The following is a 21,139-nucleotide window of genomic DNA, read 5'->3' as shown; positions in this document are numbered from 1 at the left end:
CCGTGCGTACTCTCCGTCGCGCGCTGCGGCTCCGGTCGGCCCGGCTGTCGGCAGGCGTCCTGGTCGTCGTCGCGGTGGCCGCCGTGTTCGGCCACTGGCTGGCGCCCCACGACCCGCTGGCCCAGGACTCGGCGCACGTGCTGTCCGGCCCCGGCGCCGGCCACCTCCTCGGGACCGACGGCCTCGGCCGGGACGTGCTCAGCCGGCTCGTCGCCGGCACCTCCTCGTCCATCGTCGCGACCCTGGAGGCCGTCGGCACGGCGCTGCTGGTCGGGACCGCGCTGGGCCTCGGCTCGCTCTGGCTGGGCCGGGGATTCGAATGGACGTCGCTGCGGTTCGTCGACTCGCTGCAGACCCTGCCGTACGTCGTGTTCGTGGTCGCCGTGGTCGGGGTGCTCGGCAACGGCCTGACCCAGTCGATGCTCGCCATCGGGCTGCTGTACTCCCCGATCTTCTTCCGGGTGAGCCGGGCCGCCTCACTCACCCTGCTCCGCGCCCAGTACGTCGAGGCGGCCGAGCTCTTCGGCGCGAGCCTGCTGTGGATCCTGCGCACCCACCTGTGGAGCAAGATCCTGCCGACCATCGCGGTCACCGCGGCACAGGCCGGCGCCGAGTGCCTGCTCGCCGTGCAGTCGCTGAGCTTCCTGGGCATCGGGGTGCAGCCACCGGCGCCCACGTGGGGCGGCATGCTCGCCGACGACCTGGCCTTCCTGGCCCAGCAGCCGTGGGCCCCGTTCATCCCCGCCCTCACGATCATGATCACGGTGGCCGCGCTGAACGCCATCGCCGACGCGATCAGCGACAGCGCCGACCTGCCCGTCGTCGACGCGTCGCCGACCCGACCCGGTCCCGCCCAGGAGGTGCCCGATGCCGCCGTCGCCGTCCACTGAGACCCGGGCCGAGCCCCGGCCCACCGCCGTACCGGCCACCCCGCTGCTCCGCGTCGACGGCCTGCACGTCACGGTCGGCGGTGGTGCCGCCGAGGCCGTCCGCGACGTCTCCTTCACCGTTCGCCGCGGCGAGTCCGTGGGCCTGGTCGGCGAGTCCGGGAGCGGCAAGACGCTGACCTGCCGGTCGATCCTGGGCGTGCTGCCGAAGGGCTGCGCGGTCAGCGCCGGGACGGTCGACCTGGCCGGCGTCGAGTTGACCGCGCTGACGCGCCGCGAGTGGGACGGCGTACGCGGCCGCAGCCTCGGCGCGGTCTTCCAGGACCCCGCGTCGTACCTCAACCCGTCGATCACGGTGGGCCGCCAGCTCACCGAGTCGCTCCGCGTGGCCGCCGGGCTGCCGAAGGACCAGGCCCAGGCCCGCGCCGTCGAGCTGCTCGACTCGGTCGGCCTGCGCGACCCTTCCACGGTCTATCACCGGTATCCCGACGAGCTGTCCGGCGGCATGCTGCAGCGCGTCCTCATCGCGATCGCGATCGGCGGAGAGCCGGACCTGCTCATCGCAGACGAGGCGACGACCGCGCTCGACGTGGTGGTCCAGGCCGAGGTGCTGGACCTGCTCGCGCGGCTGCGCGCCGAGCGCGGCCTGTCGCTGCTGCTGGTCACGCACGACCTCGCCGTGGTCGCCGAGACCTGCGACCGCGTCCTGGTCTTCTACGCCGGTGAGCTCGTGGAGTCGGGCACGACCGAGCAGGTGCTGCGGTCGCCGGCCCACCCGTACACCGAGGCGCTGCTGCGGGTCGCCGCGCCCGGCTCGGTGGAGGTGCTGCCCGGCCGGCCGCCACCGACCGGCGCGGAGCCGCCCGGCTGCCGCTTCGCCGACCGGTGCCCGTACGCCGAGGACCGGTGCACGGCCGCGCCGGTGACGCTGCGACAGGCGGGCGACGGCCGTGCGGCCCGGTGCGTACGGATCGACGCCGAGGAGGCCTCATGACCGTTGGCCGGAGGGTGCGAGGGGGCGTCCCCCGCAGGGGAGTACGCATGACCGAGCGGAGCGAGGACACGGGGCGGGTCTTTGGCCGGGGGCGCGAGGGATCGTCTCCCCGAAAGGAGCACACATGACCCTGCTGGACGTCGAGGGGCTCGGGGTCTCGTACGGCCGCCGGTCCGGCCGGGTGCTGTCCGACGTGAGCCTGAGCGTACGGCCCGGGGAGATCGTCGGCGTGGTCGGGGAGACCGGCTCGGGCAAGACGACGCTGGTCCGCGCCGTGGTCGGCCTCGTCCCGGCCGATGCGGGGCGGGTCACGTTCGACGGCACGGAGGTGACGGCGCTGCGGGGACGGCGGCTGCGGGCGTTCCGCCGGACGGGCGGGATCCAGCTGGTCTTCCAGGACCCGCTGCGGTCCCTCGACCCGGACCTGACCGTGGCGGCGATCGTCGCCGAGGGGCTGACCGTCGCCGGCGGCCTCACGCGGTCCGAGCAGGCCGAACGCGTGGACGAGGCGCTGACCCGAGTCGGCCTCGACCTCGCGCTCGGCAGCCGCCGGCCCGGACAGATCTCCGGCGGGCAGCGGCAGCGGGTCGCCCTGGCCCGTGCCATCGCGGTACGCCCGAAGCTGCTGCTGTGCGACGAGCCGGTCAGCGCCCTGGACGCCTCCAGCCGCAACCGCGTCCTGCTGTTGCTGGACCGGCTGCGCCGCGAGCTCGGCGTCGCGATCGTGATGATCTCCCATGACCTGAGGTCGCTGGCCGGGGCGGTGGACCGGGTCGCGGTGCTGTTCGGCGGGCGGCTGGTGGAGCAGGGGCCGGTCGGCGAGGTGTTCGGCGACCCCGCCCACCCGTACACCGCGCTGCTGGTCGCCTCGGCCCCGAGCACCGGCGAACGCCCGCTCGGCCGGCCGGCCGCGAGCCTGCGCCCGGCCCCGGACCGGGAGCCGTGGCCGCACGGTGACGGGTGCCGGTACGCCGCGCTGTGCCCGTTCGCCACCGCCGAGTGCGCCGAAGAGCCGCGGCGCGAAGCACGTGCGGGTGGCCGGGCCGTGGCCTGCCATCACGCCGACACGTGGCCCGACCTGGTCGGGCGGACAAGAGGAGCACTGATATGAGCATCGAGTTCATCGGCATCGCCGCCACCCAGGCGCACACCGAGACCGAGATCGAGAAGGCGGCCGCCGACCCGGTGGTGAACGCGGAGTACCTGCGGGCGCTCGCCAAGGCGCACGAGGACGCGGGGTTCGACCGGGTGCTGGTCGCGCACTCGTCGGCCAGTCCGGACGGGTTCATCGTCGCCGACCAGGTGCTCACGGGCACCGACCGGCTGGGCGTGCTGCTGGCGCACCGGCCCGGCTTCGTCGCGCCCACGCTGGCGGCCCGCAAGTTCGCCACCCTCGACGCCTTCCATCCGGGCCGCGTCGCGCTGCACGTCATCACCGGCGGCGACGACGCGGACCAGGCGCGGGACGGCGACATCAGCGACAAGCCGACGCGTTACCGGCGTACGGACGAGTTCCTCGACGTACTGCGCCTGGAGTGGGAGTCCACCCGGCCGTTCGACTACGACGGGGAGTTCTACCAGGTACGCGGCGGATTCACCGCCCTGCGCCCGGACGGCCGGGTGCCGGTCTACTTCGGCGGCGCCTCCGCGGACGCCGTACGGGTCGGGGGCAAGCACGCCGACGTGTACGCCTTCTGGGGTGAGCCGCTGGCCGGTATCGCCGAACGCATCGCCGAGGTGCGCGCCGCGGCGGCCCCGTACGGGCGCGACCCGCGGTTCAGCGTCAGCCTGCGGCCCATCCCGGCTGCGACCGAGGCCGAGGCGTGGGAGCGGGCCCGCGAGATCCTCCGGCTCACCAAGGAGCGGGCCGGAGAGCTGAAGAAGGTCTTCAACATCGACGGCTCCGCGCAGCAGGGCAGCCGACGGCTGCTGGACTTCGCCGACCAGGCGGAGGTGCACGACAAGCGGCTGTGGACCGCCATCGCCAAGGAGACCGGTGCCGCCGGGAACTCCACCGCGCTGGTCGGCAGCTACGAACAGGTCGCCGAGTCCCTGCTCGACTACGTCGACCTCGGCGTCAGCACCCTGCTCATCCGCGGGTTCAGCCCGCTCGCCGACGCCACCGACTACGGGAACCTCGTCCGCCTGGTCCGCGAGCACGCCCTGACCGGCGCGCCCGCCTAGAGACCCGCCCAGAGAAACGGAAGCAGACATGACCTTCGAACTCCTCGGCATGGTCGGGACGCAGGACGCGTCCGAGACCCACGGCGACTACTTCGGCGGCATCGACGCCGACTACCTGACGAGGTTCGCCCAGGCACACGAGGCCGCCGGCTTCGACCGGGTCCTCATCGGGTACGGCGCGACCGGCCCGGACGGGTTCGCCGTCGCCGCCCACGTCCTGAACGCCACGACCCGCCTCAAGGTGCTGATCGCGCACCGGCCCGGCTTCGTCGCCCCGACCCTCGTTGCCCGCAAGCTCGCCACGCTCGACCACCTCACCGGCGGCGGCCGCGTCGCCATCCACCACATCACCGGCGGCGACGAGGCCGACCAGAAACGCGACGGCGACTTCGCCGACCACGACCGGCGGTACGCGCGGACGGCCGAGTTCATGGGCCTGCTGCGGCGCGTGTGGGAGTCGGACCGGCCGTTCGACCACAGCGGCGAGTTCTACCGGGTGGAGGGGGCCTTCAGCACGGTCAGGCCGGCCACGCCGGACGGCATCCCGCTGTACTTCGGCGGCGCCTCGCCCGCGGCGATCGAGGTCGGTACCCGGCACGCCGACGTCTACATGCTGTGGGGCGAGCCGCGGCAGGTGATCGCCGAACGGATCGCCGCGCTGCGCGAGGCCGCGGCCGCGCACGGCCGTACGCTCCGGTTCAGCCTGTCGGTCCGGCCGATCATCGCCGACACCGAGGCCGAGGCGTGGGAGCGGGCCGAGCGGATCCGCGCGCTCACCGCCGAGCGGGCGGGCGGCGACCGCGCGTTCCGCATGTCGACCTCGGTGGGCTCGGCCCGGCTGCAGGAGCAGGCGGCCGAGAGCGAGCGCCACGACGAGCGGCTCTGGTACGGCATCACCGCGCTGACCGGCCCCGGCGGCAACTCCACCGCGCTGGTCGGCACGGCCGAGCAGGTCGCGGAGGCCCTCGAGGCGTACCGGCGGGTCGGCGTCGACACGATCCTGATCCGCGGGTTCGACCCGCTCGAGGACGTCGTCGACTGGGGACGGCGCCTGGTCCCGCTGCTGCGCGCGAACGACGCGGCACTGGTCTGATCGCCGCGTTCATGACCACCACGTCCTTGTACGCGCCCCCGCGGCTGGCCGACGTCACCGCGACGCTGGCCGCCCGCGCCGACGAACACGACCGCGACGGGTCCTTCCCCGTCGAGGGGGTCGCGGCCGTGCACGCCGCCGGGCTCCTCACCGCGACCGTCGCGACCGAGTTCGGCGGCCCGGGCGGCGGCCTCGCCGACACCGTACGGATCCTGCGCGCCCTCGGCGCGGGCGACCCGTCGGTCGCGCTGGTCACCGCGATGACCCTGTTCACCCATGCCGCGCAGACCCGCGGCGCCGCCTGGCCCGAGCCCGTCTACCGGTCGCTGCTGGCCACGCCCGGCCCCGCCCTGGTCAACACGCTGCGGGTGGAACCGGACCTCGGCACGCCCGCGCGTGGCGGCCTGCCCGCCACGACGGCCCGCCACGTCGGCGACCACTGGTCCCTGACCGGACGCAAGATCTTCTCCACCGGCGCGGTCGGCCTGAGCTGGATGGCGGTCTGGGCACGTACGGACGAGGAACCGGCGCGCGTCGGCTCGTTCCTCGTACGCGCCGACAGCCCCGGAATCGTCATCGAACCGACCTGGGACCACCTGGGGCTGCGGGCCAGCCGCAGCGACGACGTGGTCTTCACCGACGTCCGCGTCCCGGTGGACGCCGTCGCGCACCTCGTCGAGCCCGTACCCGGGCGGCGTGCGGGCGGTGCCCACCTGGCCGCCTGGAACTCCCTCGGCCTCACCGCCCTCTACCTCGGCGTCGCCGGGGCAGCGCGGGACTGGCTCGTACGGTTCCTGCACGAGCGGGTCCCCACCGCGCTCGGCGCCCCGCTGGCGACCCTGCCCCGCTTCCAGACCGCGGTCGGCGAGATCGAGACCGCGCTCACCGCCGCGAACGACCTCATCGACGCCCTCGCCCGCCGCTACGACGAGGGAGACCTGCCCGAGGGCCACGCCGACGCCGCCAAGCTGTTCGGCACCCGAGCGGCCATCACCGCGGTCGAGCAGGCCGTGGCGCTCGTCGGCAACAACGGACTGACCAGGAACAACCCCCTGCAACGCCACTACCGGGACGTGCTGTGCTCCCGGGTCCACACCCCACAGGACGACGCCATCACCGCCGCGGCCGGCCGCACGGCACTCGCCCGTGTCGCCCCTGACAGCTGAGGAACCGACCATGACCGAACCCGTCACCCTGCCGGCCGTACGCACCTGGCTCCCCGCGCCGGAGCTGCACCTACGCGGCACCGTCGTGCTGTTCTCCGGCCGAGGCGAGCACGGCGGCGTGTACGAGCGGCTGGGCCGGCGGCTCTCCGCCGACGGCTACGCCGTGCGCGCCGCCGACAGCACACCCGGCGACGACCTCGACCTCCTGACTCGGCTCGTGAGCGAGACGCCCGTGACCGACCCCCTCGTCCTGGCCGGCTCGGACACCGGCGCCCTCCAAGCCCTTGCCGTGGCCGCCGCGTCGGCCCGCCCGCCGGCCGGAGTCATCCTCGCCGGCCTGGCCGACCTCGGTACGCCGCCCCGGCTCTCGTGGGACGACGAGCTCGACGCGCGTACCGCCTGCCCCACGCACCGGCGACGGCTGACCGAGGACGACCGGTTCGTCCGCGGCGCGCTGTCCGGACCGCCGCCGCCCGCGCTGCTGTCCGCGGAGCTCCCGCTGGACCGGATCGACCTGCCCGTACTCCTCCTGCACGGCGACGCGGACCCGGTCACCGCGCCGGAGGTGGCCCGCTCGATCGCCGCCCGGCTGCCGGGAGCCGAACTGGGCATCGTCCGCGGAGGACGGCACGACGTCCTCAACGACATCGACCACCGCAGCGTCGCCGCCCACATCGTCCAGTGGCTCGAACGCCTGCGCTCCGGCCCGGACCGAGCCCCGGTCGTCACCGTCGAGGCCCTCAGCTGAGACCGAGTCCCGTCCCACCCTCCGACAGCGAGGCGAGATCACCATGGCCAGCATCCTGACCGTCTCCGGAAGCCCGTCCGCCACCTCCCGCACTGCCCGGCTCCTCACCCACGTGGCGGAACGGCTCACCGCCGACGGCCACCAGGTCACCACCCTGGACGTCCGCGCCCTGCCCGGCGAGGCCCTGCTCGGGGCGAACTTCAGTCATCCCGCCATCGTCGCGGCCACCGAACTGTTCGAACGCGCCGACGGTGTCGTCATCGGCACACCCGTCTACAAGGCCGCCTACTCCGGCCTGCTGAAGTCCCTGCTCGACCTGCTCCCGCAGTTCGCGCTGACGGGTAAGACGGTCCTGCCCCTGGCCACCGGCGGCAGCACCGCACATGTCCTGGCCATCGACTACGCCCTGCGCCCCGTACTGACGTCGATGGGCGCCGACCACATCGTTCAGGGCTGGTTCGTCCTGGACCGCGACATCACCGTGCACGAGGACGGAAAGATCAGCATCGAGCCGCGCACCGATGAGACCCTCGGCCGCCTGATCGACCAGTTCTCCACGGCGACCGGCCGCATCCCACGACTGGCGGCCGCCGGCTGATCGCCCGAAGTGCCGTGGGGACGTGCTCCGTGAGCAGGAACGACCGTGCTGACCAGCACGCTGGTCGGCACGGTCCGGATCATCGCGAGCCACGCCCAAAAGGTGTCCATCTGCGCCGATTTTTGACCATCAGATCCGTGTGCTCCCGGATCTCCTTGAGACGGAGGCGGTCGTCGTCGGTGAGATCCAGCGGGTTCTCCGCGCCCCGGTCGGCCACCGTGGCGAGGAGATTGATGCGGAACATCGCCTGGAACAGGCTGGACCGCCGGACCTCCCGGTGGAAATCGGCAGCGACCTCCTGCCCGAACTCCCCCCTCACGACCCGGTCGGCCAACGCCATCGCCCAGCCGTACGCGACCTCGTCGTGTGCGCCGAATGTGATCAGGCCGTCGTACAGCCTTCCGACGATCCGGAGCGCGCTCGTCCCTGACGTGATCGCCTGGGTCAGGGTGAGACCGTCGAAGACCCGTTCGTACGGCCGCCCGTGATGAAACGCGGCGACGCAGCGGCCGACGATGCTCTCGACCTCGTCCTCGACCGGTGCCGGCGGGTACGGGTACAAGGGCGGCGCCGCGGAGCCGTCGGGCCGTACCGAGGGCGGTTCCAGGACCTGCGTGCGGGGCGCGGTCTCGGGCGGATACTGCCCGCGCATCCGATTGAGCCAGTCGCGGGCGGCCGGATCGGAGGTCAGGTCGGGCGCCTCCGAGAGGCTGGTGACAAGGGCCTGAACGAGCCGGTCGGCGTCCTGGGAGGCGGCGTGCTCGGTCAGCCGTTCGGTCAGGGACAGCACGTCATCGGCCCGGCCGCTGTGGATCTGCCATCGCATTCCCCGCAGGTACGTGCTCATCCCGGAGAGCATGTGGGCCCGGTTGGCGGGGTTCCAGACCTCGATCTCCCAGTGGTCCACGAAGCCGTCCGCGTAGTGGGCCCAGTCCCTGGTGGCCACGTTCATCATCGTGCTCGGGAGTGCCGCGGTGGCCAGGCGGAGCACGTCGAGGGCCCCTCGCATGGCGGGGTCATCCGGGTTGAGGTCACCCAGGCGTTCGGCCCAGTAACTCTGTTCGTCCGGTTTGAGGGGGCCCCGGGTGTTCAGCCACTCGATGAACGGCTGCAGGACCAGGTGCAGTCGCCGCTTGTGGCACGCCGCGCCCAGGAGTGCACGGACGCAGTTGCGGCCGTATCCGGCCAGGATCTCGATGTCGCCTCGGTCCGGGGCTCGCGGAGTGCGGGCCAGCACCAGGTGAAAGGGGCGCATCAACTCGGGCTTGACGGCCTTCAGCCAGTCCAGCCCGGCGCGCAGATGCGGAGCCCGGCCCTCGGCGAGCCGGGCGATCAACTCACAGACCGCTGCGGGATTCTGCGAGAGAGCGACCAGACTCTGGCCGTACGCGCTGGTCTGCCCGGTGGCGATGACCTCCTCGTAGAGCATCTCGGCGACGCCGTACAGCCCGCCCTCCAGATCCTCGCGGCGGTCGGGCGACAGGATCACGCCGGCCAGGAACCTGTCGGTGCAGCCGAGACGCTCGGCCCAGACCAGGTAGGGCCGTACCCGACGGCTGCTCGGTGCCCACAGCAGGCGCTTGGCGGTATCGATCAGGCTGTCGACCAACAGCGCCGGATCGCCCTTCGCGATGATCGGCAGCCAGTGTTCGATCCGCGGAAAGTCCTCGTGCTCCCCCAGGCCGATGAGATAGCCCAGGGCCTTGCGGCGGTCGTCCGGCTCCAGGTCGATGATCTCGCCGCTGTCCAGCAGCTCGCGTACTTCGCCGGGATCACCGTCGTCCATCCGGATGCGCTCGACGACGAGGCGTGGCCGTTCGAGCCGCTCCAGTGCCTGTACGGCGTGCGTGGGATCCTCGAACCGTCTGGGTTCGATCTCGGCCGCCAGCCGGCCGATGACCCATGACGGCTCCTTGCCGCCGGTCAGCAGCGCGTCGAGCCGCTCAAGGTAAGCGCCCGCGGCTCCCTCATCAAGCGGTACGTGGCCCGGGCTTCGCCAGATGACCGGGTGAGCCTCGTCCCGTGCCCGTCTGGCGAACGACAGCCTGATGCGGTGCCGCGTGGCGCTGTTGGTCCACGTGGAGGCCGTGAACCTGGTCCGATAGCCGTACGGCAGCAGCGAGATCACCGCGTCCAGGAACCGCAACCGCTCCAGCAGTTTCGTCTGCTCGGCCCGTACGACGCAGACCGCGCGGCGGGGGATCAGCAGCAGCGCCGCCGTCTCACGTATCGTCTGCTCGCCCAGCGCCGCCATGTCCGCGACGAGCTGTCCGGGGTCGAGTTCCGGCACCTGAACGCGGATCGGCTGAGAGCCGTGGTCGCGCGGTGACAGGTCCTTCAGCGCTTCGTACAGCCCGACATAGGACACCGGATGCTCGCCGAGCTGCCGGTAGGGCACGCAGAAGTACCTGGTCTCGGCGATGTCGCGGCCCACGCCGTCCTTGTCCCCGGTCCACGTCTGTATCGCCAGCCCAAGGTGGGCGTCGTCATTCGCGCCGACCCAGCTGAGCGTGACCCGGGGCAGCGCCTCCGGCGAGTCGGCAGTGCCAGGGGTGAACCGCGCGATGATCTCTTTGAACTGAGCGGGTTGGTAGCGCCCACGGCTGGCAGCGGTGACCGAATAGTCGTCCCGCTCTCCGGGCGGCTTCCCCCAGATCGCCCACTCCGCTTCGATCCACACCATCGTTTCTCTCGTCCGCTCAGTGGGTCGCGGGGCCGTCGAGCTGCTGGCCCAGCCACAGCACCGGCTCCAGCACGTTGATCGGGTGAACGGCGCCCCGGATCGTGTGGCCGCCGTGGCCGTCGGGCACCACGTTCTGATAGTCGGCGGTCCGGAAACGGATCGACCTTCCCAGGTAGAAGCCGATCGAGGACGTGGCGAAGTAGCGGACCTTGCTGTCGTGGAAGTAGCGCTTGATGCTCTTGCGTACCAGGGCGGCGCTGCCGGTCGGTGACACCTTGCACAGGTCCTCGAAGAGGTCCTCGGCGCTGTCCTCGTGCACCCGGGGGAACATGTGGTCGTCATCGACGTCGACGGTCAGATAACCCCGCCGGTTGGCGGTCTCGTAGACGCGAGGCTCGTCGAACTTGGTGATGCAGACCGCCAGATGATGCGGCAGACGGTTACCGTCGAAGCGGCGATCCCGCAACGCCCGCCGGGCGATCTGCGCCAGCGTGCCCTGGAAGTACTTGTACGCGTCGCCCTTCTCCTTCTCCCGGACCGGGTCGTAGAGATAGACGATGCCGTCACAGGCCGCCAGGCTGTCGATCAGCCGCTCGGTGTCCGACTGGGGCTCCTCATCGCTCTCGTCCTCGTCAAAGCCGAGATCCTTGAGCGTCACCGCGTCGTCATCGGTCTTGGTCCCGCTGTTGAAGTTGTCACCCGGCGCGTCGATGAGGTCGACGTGGAACTGCAGCGGCACCTTCACGATCTCTTTGCGCCAGCGCCCGCCGATACGGACCTCGCTCTCCGACATCATCACCCAGCTCAGCTCGGCCATGCTCTCGGTGGCCTTGGGAAAGCGGCGTTGATCGGTGAGTGCCGCGGTGGCCTCGGTCAGGAACGCGACGGAATCGTCGTTCACCCCGACGAGCGCCCAGTCCTGCCGGCTCTGGGCCACCGCCACGTTGAGCGAGGCGAGGAAGGAGGTCTTCCCGCTGCCGGGTGCGCCCCACAGCCCGATACGTCGCATCACCCGCTTCGGGCCGGGCCGGCCTGGGGGCGTCTCGCGGAGGGTCACCATCGCCTCATTCCTGGTCAAGCAGGGGGAAAGGGAGTCTCTGGACACGTGGCACGAGCACTCCGACGTCCACGCCGAGCCGACGGGGTTCGGCCTCGGGCAGCTCGTAGAGGGCCTTGGCGCCCAGCCGGAGCCACGTAGGCCGGTCGTGGGTGTTCAGCCGGTCGACGACGGCGATGCGGGAGACGTCGGTGTTCCGCTCCAGTGTGCGGAGCAGCTTGCCCGAGTCATGGCCGTACGGACAGGGCAGCACGCGGCTCTCGCTGGTTCTGGGCGGGTGCGGCGGGCGTCCGGCGACGGTCATCAGTACGGTCTTTCGTTCTCCGGTGGTGCGTGCGATGCGGCCGACGGCCTCGAAGAGCATGTCCTCGACCGGTGCCGCTTCGTGATATTCCGACTCGACCGCGCGCAGCCTCGCCAATGTCGTGAGCGCCTCCGCGGCGGGAGCCAGCCACGCCCCGCGGACCACCCGGCGGTCATCCAGCCGCGAATCGAGCGCGTGATCGCCGTAGCCGAGGATCGCGATCCGGAGCAGGTCGGGCTCCGCGCACTCCTCATCCAGGAGCTTGATCAGCTCACGGATCAGGCGGAGTCGGGCGTCCACTGCCTCGCGGCCGCCGCCCAACTCCACTCCGCACACCAGGTCCACGGCTGCCACGGACGGCTCAAGCCGCTCGGGGATCAGGCTCAGCAGCTCCGACCAGCGCCGTTCGTCCGGTGCCACGCCCGCAGGCTCGACGAACCGGACGCGGGCCGGCCCGTCCAACACCGCGCGCAGCCGATACGTCCCCGGTCGCAGCTTGACAGAGTTGATGGACAGCAGCCGTGGATCGCCGTCGTGCCAGGTGACGGTGGCGAGCACGGTGCCGTTCTCGTCGGACGAGACGCAGCGCACCGGCAGGACGGTCTCGTCGCCGGGCCGGGCGCCCACCGGGAAGAGCTGGCGGGACTGCAACATCACCTCGCGGCTCGCCGGATGCACCGCGGCCACCACGAGCTCGTACGGCTGGTGCAAGCCGGAGTTCTCGACCAGCCCGGAGCCATCCTCGGGATCTACGCCATGCCCGGCAAGGGGGTTATTTTCGGGCATCTCGGACAACGGCCCTCAGGCTGGCATTGGTCATTGATCCCGTTTCGGTCGCGCCGTCATTGGATGCGAGGGGTTCATCTTGGAGCGATCATACGGATATGATAGCAAGTAGACAAGTGTGTCTTTTTGCACAGAAGTCCTGCAAGTGGCGAGGTAGCCTCCTCTTCGCGTCCGTGACCTCACCCCCTCAGAGAGAGTGCACGTGAGACGTTTTCTGATCTGGCTTTCCGGGGCCCGCTCCGAGATATTGGCCCTCTGTCCCACCGACCGCGGCAAATACGAGGGCATCGGCAGTGCCGTGCTCATCACGTCGGTGATGGCCGGCATCTCGATGACCTTCGCACTCCACACCGCACTCATGGTCGCGCTGCCCATCGCGATCGGCTTCGGTCTGGCGTGGAGTCTGGCGATCATGAGCCTCGACCGGTGGCTCGTAACCTCTATTCAGCGGCGCGATAGTGCCTGGAAGAATTTCCTTCCAGCCATTCCGCGACTCGTGCTCGCGCTGTTGTTCGGATTGGTCATCTCCACGCCGCTGGTCCTCCAGATCTTCATGCCGGAGATCGACGTACAGATCGTCCAGATTCAGGAGAACCAGGCCAACGCCTTCAGCAAGGACCAAGCCGACGGTTCCATCGGAAAAGAGATCACCGCGCTTCAGGGGCAGGCCCAGCGGCTGCAGCACGTCATCTCCTCGGGCGGCGATGACCCGATCGACCCGGCCTCCGATCCGAAGGTCGTCGGGCTCACCAAGCAGCGCGACGCTCAGGCGAAGACGGCCAACGCGCAGTTCAAGGACTGGCAGTGTCAGCTCTATGGCCCATGTAAACCGGTCGGTGACGGCCCGCTGGCCAAGGCCAAGGAGAAAAGCTACCGGCAGGCGCAGAGCGCGCTGAACGACCTCAACAATCAGATCGAGGCCCGTAAACGCGAACTCACCACCACCGACAGCAAAGGCAGGCAGGCGCGGGTCGACTATGCGCGCGGGACGCTCCCGGGCGTACAGAAGCAGCTCCAGACCCTCCAGCAGCAACAGCAGGCCCGCCAGCGGTCATACGCGGCGAGCAACAAAGCGTCCAAGGGGTTGCTCATCAGGCTCCAGGCACTCGATCAGGTCGCCAAGAAGAACGGCACGCTGCGGTCCGCGCAGATCTTGCTGTTCCTGTTCATCACGGCGATCGAATGTCTACCCGTCATCGTCAAGCTCCTGCACACTTTCGGCCCGCCGAACAACTACGAGAAGGTCCTGGCGGAGAAGGAACGCGTCCAGCTCAGGGTGGCCCATAAAAACCTCCAGAGAGAGCTGTTCAACGACGTGGACGGTGACGACGTCAGCAGGATCTGGGACGGCGAGTCGGATTCGGCCACCGCCACGATGCCGAGCGAATCACCGCCTTCCGTGAGTGAACCTCTCGACCACGTGGAAGTACGGCCCGTCATACCGCGACCGCCGGACACCTGGGAGCACCGCAAGCTGCAGAGCATGGCCGACCTACCGGTCCGAGGCGACGGTGCGTCGTTCGTTCCAGCGCGTCCCACCACGCCGGATGAGGCCGTGCCCGAGGCTGGTGAACTCTTCCCCGATGACCCGGACCTCTGGGGCGGGGAGCACGCCGGATGAGAGGCCGCCCCGGAAAGATGATCGCCGGGCGTTATCGGCTCACCTCGAAGGTCGGCCAGGGTGGGATGGGCGGCGTCTGGCTCGCCCACGACGAGGTCCTCGACCGCCGCGTGGCACTGAAAGAGATCGTTCTTCCGCACGGTGACGCCTCTGAGGACCGCGCCAAACTGAGACGCAGAGCCTGGTACGAGGCAGTGGCGGCCGCCCGCCTCCAGCACAGCGGCATCGTACGGATCTACGACGTCGTCAAAGAGGATGGGGATCCGTGGATCGTGATGGAGTACATCGCGGGCCGCTCTCTCGCCGATCTGATCCAGGGATCCCCGGAGGTGCTCACCGAGCGCTACATCGCCGAGATCGGTCTGCGCGTACTGGACGCCCTGTGCGTCGCCCACGCCGCGGGTGTGCTGCACCGTGACGTCAAGCCGGCCAACATCCTCATCGGCCGTACGCCGAACGAGGTGATGCTGGCGGACTTCGGAATCGCGACCATCGAGGGCCACAGCCGCCTCACTCGCGACGGTTCCGTGATCGGCACGGTCGCGTACATGGCCCCGGAGCGCTTCAAGGCGAAAGGCGAGGTCGGTCCCGCCTCCGACATGTGGTCATTGGGTGCGACGCTCTACACGGCAGTGCAGGGACACTCGCCCTACCACCGTGACAACGACATCGCGATCATGGGCGCGAGACTGTCCGAGGATGAGGCCCCGGAACCCCTGACCGGTGCACATCGTCTCCGCCCGGTGATCGAACGCCTCCTGATCAAGGACCCCCGCGCACGAATGCGTGCCGACGAGGCCGCGCGTCTTCTCGGCCGAATCGTCGCTGGGAGCACATCGGTCCACGCCGGTGCCCGACCATCGTCTCGCACTGAACCGCCGAAATCAGACCCCGGCCGTTCGAAGCCGGAAAAACCGGACCCGGGCCACCGGAAAGCCGAGCAGCCGATCGGGCCGGGAGAGCCCGCTCCGGCCGAGCCCGACGGCCGGAGCGCCCCCCTGTCGCACTTCGCCGTGATGGCCGCTGAGGAACCAACCCGAGCCGTCATGATCATGGCCAGAATGGGCCCGCGCGCCGCCGGCGGCGTCCTGGACGACATGGCGTCCGAAACCACGGCCGCCGCCCGCATGATGAGCGTGATGCCCACGGAATATGCCGCGGGCGTGCTGGACCACGCACAAACCAGGACCGCCGCGGCCGTACTGCTGGCGCTACCGCCGAGCCGGGCCGCCGAGATCCTGGTCCGGATGGCGCACAAACCCGCCGGAGCCGTGGTCGGAGCGATGTCCGCACGCATCCGCCCCACCGCCGCTGTCGTCCGAGCGATGCCCGAAGCCGAAGCCGGCCGGGTGTTCAACAATGTGCCGCAAAGGGCCGCGTCGAGCGTGCTTCTCCAGCTGAAGCCCCAACCGGCCGCGGCAGTGCTCGCACACATGGCCGTACGACCGGCGGGAACCGTGGTCGAGACGATGTCCGCGGAGGTCCCGGCAGCGGCAGCGGTGGTCCGCGCGATGCCCATCGAACAAGCCGGGGGCGTCCTGACCCACACTCCACCCGGAACAGCCGCCTCGATCCTGTCGGTCGTGGAAGCCTCCTGGGCCACCCAGGTCCTGGCCGAAATGGACCAGCCGGCCTCCGTGCAGGTCGTCCGCCACCTGAACAGAACCCCGAGCACCTGAAGATGACAACGGGTCGACGAGGACGGCCAGGTCGACGGTCGGCCTACTTGACGACGATGGGGTTGACGGGGGAGCCGACGGCTCCGGTGATGGGCAAGGGGGCGGCGGTGAGCCAGAACTCGTGGACGCCGTCCACCGCGCAGTCGTCGGCGAGCGCCTCCAGGTCCCACATCTCGCCGACCAGCAGCCCGATGTTGGGGATCACGACCTGGTGGAGCGGCTGGAAGGCGTGGTCGAACTCGTTCGGCCGGACCTCGAAGCCCCAGGTGTCGGTGGCGATCGCGGCGATCTCCGTTCGGTGCAGCCACCCGGCGGTGGTGAACGACAGCCCCGGCGCGGGCCCTCCCGCGTAGTCCCCCCAGCCGTCGCGGCCGACCCGGGCCAGCTGCCCGGTCCGTACGAGGACGATGTCCCCGCGGCCGACCTCCACACCGTGCGCTGCGGCGGTCTCGGTGAGGTGCGCCTCGGTGATCGGGAACCCGTCCGGCAGCTCGCCCTGAGCACCGATCACCCGGCCCACGTCCAGCAGCACGCCGCGTCCGGCCACGTGCGCGGCCATGTGCTCGATGCCGGTGACCAGGTCACCGTCGGAGGTCACCACCTTCTCGGCGGCCCGGCCGTTCCAGGCCCTGCCCCGATCGAAGATGTGCCCGAGCCCGTCCCACTGCGTGGAACACTGCAGCGGCATCGCGATCACGTCGTCGGCGCCGCCCATCCCGTGCGGGAAGCCCTGGTGTCCCAGCGCCGCGTCGGTGCCCGTGTCGATCATGGTGTGCACCGGATTGGTCCGGCGCCGCCAGCCCTTCTGCGGGCCGTTCATGTCGAACCGTTGCGAGAGCGAGAAGCTCACGCCCCGCCGGACGAGGGCGGCACCCTCGCGGCGCTTGGCCTCGGTGAGGAAGTTGAGGGTGCCGAGCACGTCGTCCTCGCCCCAGCGCCCCCAGTTCGAGTACGCCTTGGCGGCCGCGGCGATCGTGCCCGCGGGATCCGTACGGTCGATATGCGTGGTCATGCGTTCCCCCAGCGGGGGATGCCCCCGCGCCCCTCTCAACCATTCCAGGATCGCGCTCATCACGGACGGAGTCGAGTCGAAAGCGTTCCCCGAACGCCGAGGTCCCCGTACCGGCCGTGAAGACGCCGAAGTAGCGGCCCCGCCCGAAATCTTGTTCTGCCTCAGAACTACACTGTGATTGTTCTGAGGCAGAACTAGTTAAGGTGGAGTCGGCGTGACCTTGTTGCGGGAGAGCCCGCGTCCGAGGGTCGTCAGGGAGCATCGGTGGGCACCCTGGCTGGCGGTCTGCTCGGTATGCGTGGGCGCGTTCATGGGGCAGTTGGACGCGAGCATCGTCACGCTGGCATACCCGGCCATCCAGCGAGAGTTCGGCGCTCCGCTGGCGTCGGTGCAGTGGGTGTCGCTCGGGTACCTGCTGGTGCTGGTCGGCCTGCTGGCGGCCGTAGGCCGGCTGGCCGACGCGGCCGGCCGCAAACTCGTCTACCTGCAGGGCTTCGTGGTGTTCACCGTCGCGTCGGCCGCGTGCGGGTTCGCGCCGTCCCTGGAATCGCTCGTGGTCTTCCGGCTGGTGCAGGCGGCAGGGGCGGCGATGTTGCAGGCGAACAGCGTCGCCCTCGTCAGTGCCAGCGTGCCGCGCGAGCGGTTGCGTCAGGGCTTGGGGCTGCAGGCCGCCGGTCAGGCGTTGGGCCTCGCGCTCGGGCCGACCGCCGGCGGACTGCTGGTCGCCTCCGCGGGCTGGCGATGGGTGTTCTGGATCAACGTGCCCGTCGGGTGCGCGGCGATCGTGGCCGGCCACTACCTGCTGCCTCGCACGCGCGAACGCAGCACCGTCCGGCGTCTCGACTGGCCGGGGCTCGTGCTCCTCGCAACCGCCACGACCGCCCTGCTGGTGGCGCTGTCGGGTGCTTCGGGACTGGGCCTGCCCGGTTCCGCGATCCTCGGACTGCTGGGTTTGTCCTGTGCCGCGTGGACCGGGTTGTGGATCCGGGAACGGCGTGCGCGCTTCCCGCTCATCGATCCGGCTCTGCTCCGCGCCCCGGGCGTGGCGACGGGGCTGTTCGGGGCGCTGTGCGGCTATCTGGTGCTGTTCGGGCCGCTGGCGCTGATGCCCCAGATCCTGCCCGGCGGGGCGGCGCACGCCGGCCTGGTGCTGACCGCGTTGCCCGTCGGGTTCGCGATCGCGGCTCTGGGCACCGACCGGATCCTGCCGCGCCGGTGGGGGAACCGTGCCCGGGGCATCGCCGGTGCGGCGGTCGCCCTGGCGGCCCTGGCGCTGCTGGTTCCGGCTCCGGCCGCGACCGGTCCGGTGATCGTGCTGCTCGGACTGCTGGGAATCGGCTTGGGAGTGTTCATTCCGGCGAACAACACCGTGATCATGTCGGCCGTTCCGGCGCGGCTCTCGGGCACCGGCGGGGGAATGGTCAACATGACCCGGGGCATCGGCACCGCGCTGGGGATCGCGCTGGTCACGTTCGCGCTGCACGTGGCGGGAAAGGACGTCGGCGGCGCGCGTACGGCGGTCGTGATGATGGCGGTCGCGGGCCTGGCGGCCATCGCGAGCGCCGCGTACGCCAGGTCCGGTCGGCCGGGAACCGTGCGAAAGGTCTATCAAACCGAGCGACAATGACGGTCATGAACGAGTGCGATCGAGCCGTCGCCCGTCCCGCCGAGGACAGGCTGGGCCCTGCCGGGCCCGAGCTCGCCGACACGGTCGCTCGACTGCGGCGCGCGATGCGCCGCGCCGCTCGTGCCGTCGATCCGGCGAATCCGCTGGCGGTGGCGCAGTTGGAGCTTCTGTCGGCGGTGGCGGATGAGCCGGGAATCCGCCCGGGCGAGCTCGCGCGGCGGCTGCGATTGGCCCGGAACTCGGTGACCACCCTGGTCAACGGCTTGCATGCCAAGGGCCTCATCACCCGTTCGGCGGGCGGCCGCGACGGCCGTGCGGTCGCGCTGAAGCTGACGGACGAGGGGCTCGAGGCCGTCGAGGCGTGGAAGAGCACCAATACCTCGATCATCGAGGCGGCGCTGGCGTCCCTGGGTGAAGGCCACAACCGAGCCCTGGCCGGCGCGCTTCCGGCTCTGCGCGAGCTGACGCACGCCGTCGATGCGCTGGCGGACGCGTCATCGAGCGAATGAAACGGGAGCGCTACGCCGCCGGTGGCAGCAAGGCGTGGGCGGCCTGCGTGGCCAGCCACTGCGTCGCGTCCGGCCAGGTCCAGCCCATGCCGCGGACGGACCTCCAGGCGTCGAATCCGAAGTAGAACCAGAGCGTCTGTTCGACCTGTGTCCTGGCGAGCTCGGGACGCACGCCACCCGTCTCGATCAGCCGCTCGGCGATGACGCCGAAACGCTCCTGGACGAACCGGGTGGCGAGGTCGGCGGCGGCTGCGATGTCCGGATCGGCGTTCCGGTTGTCGAGCAGGATCGCGAGGGTCTTCTGCTGCCGTCGCTGCACCGTCCCGGTGCCTTCCGCGGTGACCCGGAGGATCTCTCGCGGGTCGTTAAGTGTCGCGATCCGCTCCAGGCTGTCGGCGCCGACCGCATCGGCGGCGCTGTCCTCGGTCATCGCCAGGATCAGCGCGGACTTGCCGCCCACGCTCGTGTAGACGGTGTTCACGGCGACGCCGGCCGCGGCTGCGACCTCGGCCACGCTGGTGCGCGCGTACCCCTGCCGGGCGAACAGCTCCCGGGCCGCCTTGATGATCACCCGGCGGGTGTCCGCCGCATGCCGGCTCCGGATCTCGGACGTGTAGGTGCGAGGCGGCATGACGTGATACTAACGGACGAACATTCGTTGTAATGATATTACTATGAATGTGAACGGCATCATGGAGAATGCGTCCGCGCAGGTCATCGTCGTGGGCGCCGGGCCGGTCGGGCTCTGGCTCGCCGCCGAGCTCGCGCTTGCGGGCGTGTCCACACTGGTCCTCGAGCGCGACGAGCAGCGCAGTCCGCACTCGAAGGCGCTCGGACTGCATCCCCGCACGATCGAGGTGCTGGCGATGCGGGGCCTCGCGAAGCAGTTCGTCGCCGAGGGGGCTCCGGTACCCAGCTGGCATTTCGGCATGCTCGAGAGCCGGCTCGACTTCACCGGGCTCGACACGCCGTACCCCTTCATGCTCGCGTATCCGCAGGTGCGCACCGAAGAGCTGCTGGAACGCCGCGCGAGGGACCTCGGCGTCACCATCGTGCGCGGGCATTCCGTCACGGGCCTGACGCAGGACGACTCGTCGGCCACGGTCGAGGTGACCGGCGCGGACGGCACCTCGACCCTCAGCGCCCGGTTCGTGGTCGGCTGCGACGGCGCCGGCAGCACGGTCCGCAAGGCCGCCGGCATCGACTTCCCCGGTACGGACAGCACGGCGTACGGCTTCATTGGCGAGGTCGTCCTCGACGATCCGCCCGGCACCGTGATCAGCATGCACAACGCGGCAGGCGCGGTGATCGCCCTGCCGATCGGCGGGGGACGGTACCGGGTCACCGGCTTCGACCCGGAGAACCAGAATGCCGGTGACGAGCTCACCCTGGAGGCGCTGCGGGCCATCACGAGCCGGGTGACCGGCACCGACTACGGCATGCGCGATCCGAGCTGGCTCACCCGGTTCGGCAACGCCACACGCCACGCGGCGACCTACCGCAAGGACCGCGTGCTGCTCGCCGGAGACGCCGCGCACATGCACTGGCCGGCCGGCGGCGTCGGGCTCAACGTCGGCGTGCAGGACGCGATGAACCTCGGCTGGAAGCTGGCCGCCGAGGTGCAGGGCCGCGCGAAGGCGGGCCTGCTCGACGGTTACCACGACGAACGCCACCCGGTGGGCGAGGCGCTGGCCGAGCACACGCTGGCCCAGGGGGCGCTGATCACCGCGATCACGCCGGACGGGCAGGCGCTGCGCTCCCTGCTGCGCGACCTGATCGCGTCCCACCCGGACCTCGAGCGCACCCTCGCCGAGAAGCTGGCCGCACTCGACATCACCTACCCGCCCTCCGACCCGGCGGCGCACCCACTGGTCGGTACGAGAGCGCCCGCGGCCGAGCCGGATTCGATCATCTTCGGCGCCCTGCACGGCGGCCGACCCGTGCTCCTGGACCTGTCCGGCGGCGGCCGATCGGGCAGGGCGGCCGAGGCCGCGTCGGCCATGGGCATCGAGACGCATTCCGGCCCGTTCGCCGAAACCGGCGGTCCGGACTGGTCCGGCGTCGGCGCGGCGATCATCCGGCCGGACGGATACGTGTGGCGGGCCGTAGACGCCGACTCACCGAACCTGGAGTCGGCGGTGATCCACAGCCTCGACAGCCTGGAGGCGACCTCCTTCTGAGCGAGGCCGCG

At 70.8% G+C, this 21,139-nt stretch carries 18 protein-coding genes; 13 read left to right on the top strand and 5 right to left on the bottom strand.

The features are described 5' to 3' along the window. Positions 1 to 2: 2 nt before the first annotated feature. From ACQP2O_RS51800 to ssuE, 8 genes are all read left to right on the top strand, one after another. Positions 3 to 890: an ABC transporter permease gene (locus tag ACQP2O_RS51800; protein ID WP_433177591.1), complete on the top strand. Its 888-nt coding sequence runs from the start codon at positions 3 to 5 to the stop codon at positions 888 to 890. Further along, positions 868 to 1,881 (top strand): ABC transporter ATP-binding protein, encoded by a 1,014-nt coding sequence (locus tag ACQP2O_RS51795; protein ID WP_433177589.1) that lies wholly within the window; start codon positions 868 to 870, stop codon positions 1,879 to 1,881. Before ACQP2O_RS51800 ends, ACQP2O_RS51795 begins: the two co-directional genes overlap by 23 nt. Positions 1,882 to 2,005: 124 nt before the next feature. Then, entirely contained in the window at positions 2,006 to 2,992 is a 987-nt protein-coding gene (locus tag ACQP2O_RS51790; protein WP_433177587.1) for an ABC transporter ATP-binding protein, read from the top strand. After that, positions 2,989 to 4,065, top strand: coding sequence for an LLM class flavin-dependent oxidoreductase (locus ACQP2O_RS51785; RefSeq protein ID WP_433177585.1), 1,077 nt, complete (start codon positions 2,989 to 2,991; stop codon positions 4,063 to 4,065). The genes ACQP2O_RS51790 and ACQP2O_RS51785 overlap by 4 nt, the downstream gene beginning before the upstream one ends. 28 nt (positions 4,066 to 4,093) lie before the next feature. Further along, positions 4,094 to 5,158 carry an LLM class flavin-dependent oxidoreductase gene (locus ACQP2O_RS51780; RefSeq protein WP_433177583.1) on the top strand — a complete coding sequence of 355 codons (1,065 nt, stop codon included), beginning with the start codon at positions 4,094 to 4,096 and terminating at the stop codon, positions 5,156 to 5,158. Between the two features lie 11 nt (positions 5,159 to 5,169). After that, entirely contained in the window at positions 5,170 to 6,324 is a 1,155-nt protein-coding gene (locus ACQP2O_RS51775; RefSeq protein ID WP_433177581.1) for an acyl-CoA dehydrogenase family protein, read from the top strand. Positions 6,325 to 6,334: 10 nt separating this feature from the next. Beyond that, positions 6,335 to 7,072, top strand: a complete 738-nt coding sequence (locus tag ACQP2O_RS51770; protein ID WP_433177579.1) for an alpha/beta hydrolase — start codon at positions 6,335 to 6,337, stop codon at positions 7,070 to 7,072. 43 nt (positions 7,073 to 7,115) lie between these two features. Further along, positions 7,116 to 7,670: an NADPH-dependent FMN reductase gene (ssuE, locus tag ACQP2O_RS51765; RefSeq protein WP_433177577.1), complete on the top strand. Its 555-nt coding sequence runs from the start codon at positions 7,116 to 7,118 to the stop codon at positions 7,668 to 7,670. A 79-nt stretch (positions 7,671 to 7,749) separates the two neighbouring features. Here ssuE and ACQP2O_RS51760 read toward each other — a convergent pair whose 3' ends face one another. Genes ACQP2O_RS51760 through ACQP2O_RS51750 form a run of 3 tightly spaced genes read right to left on the bottom strand, consistent with a single transcriptional unit; the run spans position 7,750 to position 12,509 of the window. Continuing rightward, the gene (locus ACQP2O_RS51760) at positions 7,750 to 10,353 is read right to left on the bottom strand and encodes a hypothetical protein (RefSeq protein WP_433177575.1); all 2,604 of its coding nucleotides are present in this window, start codon (positions 10,351 to 10,353) and stop codon (positions 7,750 to 7,752) included. Between the two features lie 16 nt (positions 10,354 to 10,369). Continuing rightward, complete coding sequence (locus tag ACQP2O_RS51755) at positions 10,370 to 11,413, bottom strand: hypothetical protein (protein ID WP_433177573.1); 1,044 nt, start codon at positions 11,411 to 11,413, stop codon at positions 10,370 to 10,372. 4 nt (positions 11,414 to 11,417) lie between these two features. Next, complete coding sequence (locus ACQP2O_RS51750) at positions 11,418 to 12,509, bottom strand: hypothetical protein (protein WP_433177571.1); 1,092 nt, start codon at positions 12,507 to 12,509, stop codon at positions 11,418 to 11,420. A gap of 193 nt (positions 12,510 to 12,702) precedes the next feature. Here ACQP2O_RS51750 and ACQP2O_RS51745 point away from each other — a divergent pair, with 193 nt between their 5' ends. Next, positions 12,703 to 14,121: a DUF4407 domain-containing protein gene (locus tag ACQP2O_RS51745; RefSeq protein ID WP_433177570.1), complete on the top strand. Its 1,419-nt coding sequence runs from the start codon at positions 12,703 to 12,705 to the stop codon at positions 14,119 to 14,121. Beyond that, positions 14,118 to 15,800, top strand: a complete 1,683-nt coding sequence (locus ACQP2O_RS51740; RefSeq protein WP_433177568.1) for a protein kinase domain-containing protein — start codon at positions 14,118 to 14,120, stop codon at positions 15,798 to 15,800. The genes ACQP2O_RS51745 and ACQP2O_RS51740 overlap by 4 nt, the downstream gene beginning before the upstream one ends. 43 nt (positions 15,801 to 15,843) lie before the next feature. Here ACQP2O_RS51740 and ACQP2O_RS51735 read toward each other — a convergent pair whose 3' ends face one another. Further along, on the bottom strand, positions 15,844 to 16,812 hold the full coding sequence (locus tag ACQP2O_RS51735) for a cyclase family protein (RefSeq protein ID WP_433177566.1): 969 nt from the start codon (positions 16,810 to 16,812) through the stop codon (positions 15,844 to 15,846). Positions 16,813 to 17,026: 214 nt separating this feature from the next. On the opposite strand from ACQP2O_RS51735, the gene ACQP2O_RS51730 reads away from it, so the two are divergent. Both ACQP2O_RS51730 and ACQP2O_RS51725 read left to right on the top strand, forming a co-directional pair. Then, positions 17,027 to 18,439, top strand: coding sequence for an MFS transporter (locus ACQP2O_RS51730; RefSeq protein ID WP_433177564.1), 1,413 nt, complete (start codon positions 17,027 to 17,029; stop codon positions 18,437 to 18,439). Next, positions 18,436 to 18,948 carry a MarR family winged helix-turn-helix transcriptional regulator gene (locus ACQP2O_RS51725; protein WP_433177562.1) on the top strand — a complete coding sequence of 171 codons (513 nt, stop codon included), beginning with the start codon at positions 18,436 to 18,438 and terminating at the stop codon, positions 18,946 to 18,948. Before ACQP2O_RS51730 ends, ACQP2O_RS51725 begins: the two co-directional genes overlap by 4 nt. A 10-nt stretch (positions 18,949 to 18,958) precedes the next feature. Here the strand turns inward: ACQP2O_RS51725 and ACQP2O_RS51720 are convergent, their stop codons facing one another. Next, positions 18,959 to 19,579, bottom strand: a complete 621-nt coding sequence (locus ACQP2O_RS51720) for a TetR/AcrR family transcriptional regulator (RefSeq protein ID WP_433177560.1) — start codon at positions 19,577 to 19,579, stop codon at positions 18,959 to 18,961. Positions 19,580 to 19,640: 61 nt separating this feature from the next. Between ACQP2O_RS51720 and ACQP2O_RS51715 the strand changes: the two genes are divergently transcribed. Continuing rightward, positions 19,641 to 21,128: an FAD-dependent monooxygenase gene (locus tag ACQP2O_RS51715; RefSeq protein ID WP_433177559.1), complete on the top strand. Its 1,488-nt coding sequence runs from the start codon at positions 19,641 to 19,643 to the stop codon at positions 21,126 to 21,128. Positions 21,129 to 21,139: the final 11 nt, after the last annotated feature.

It is taken from the genome of Actinoallomurus sp. CA-150999, assembly GCF_050942425.1.
Lineage (GTDB): Bacteria > Actinomycetota > Actinomycetes > Streptosporangiales > Streptosporangiaceae > Actinoallomurus.
This window is presented reverse-complemented; position numbering and strand designations above follow the sequence as displayed.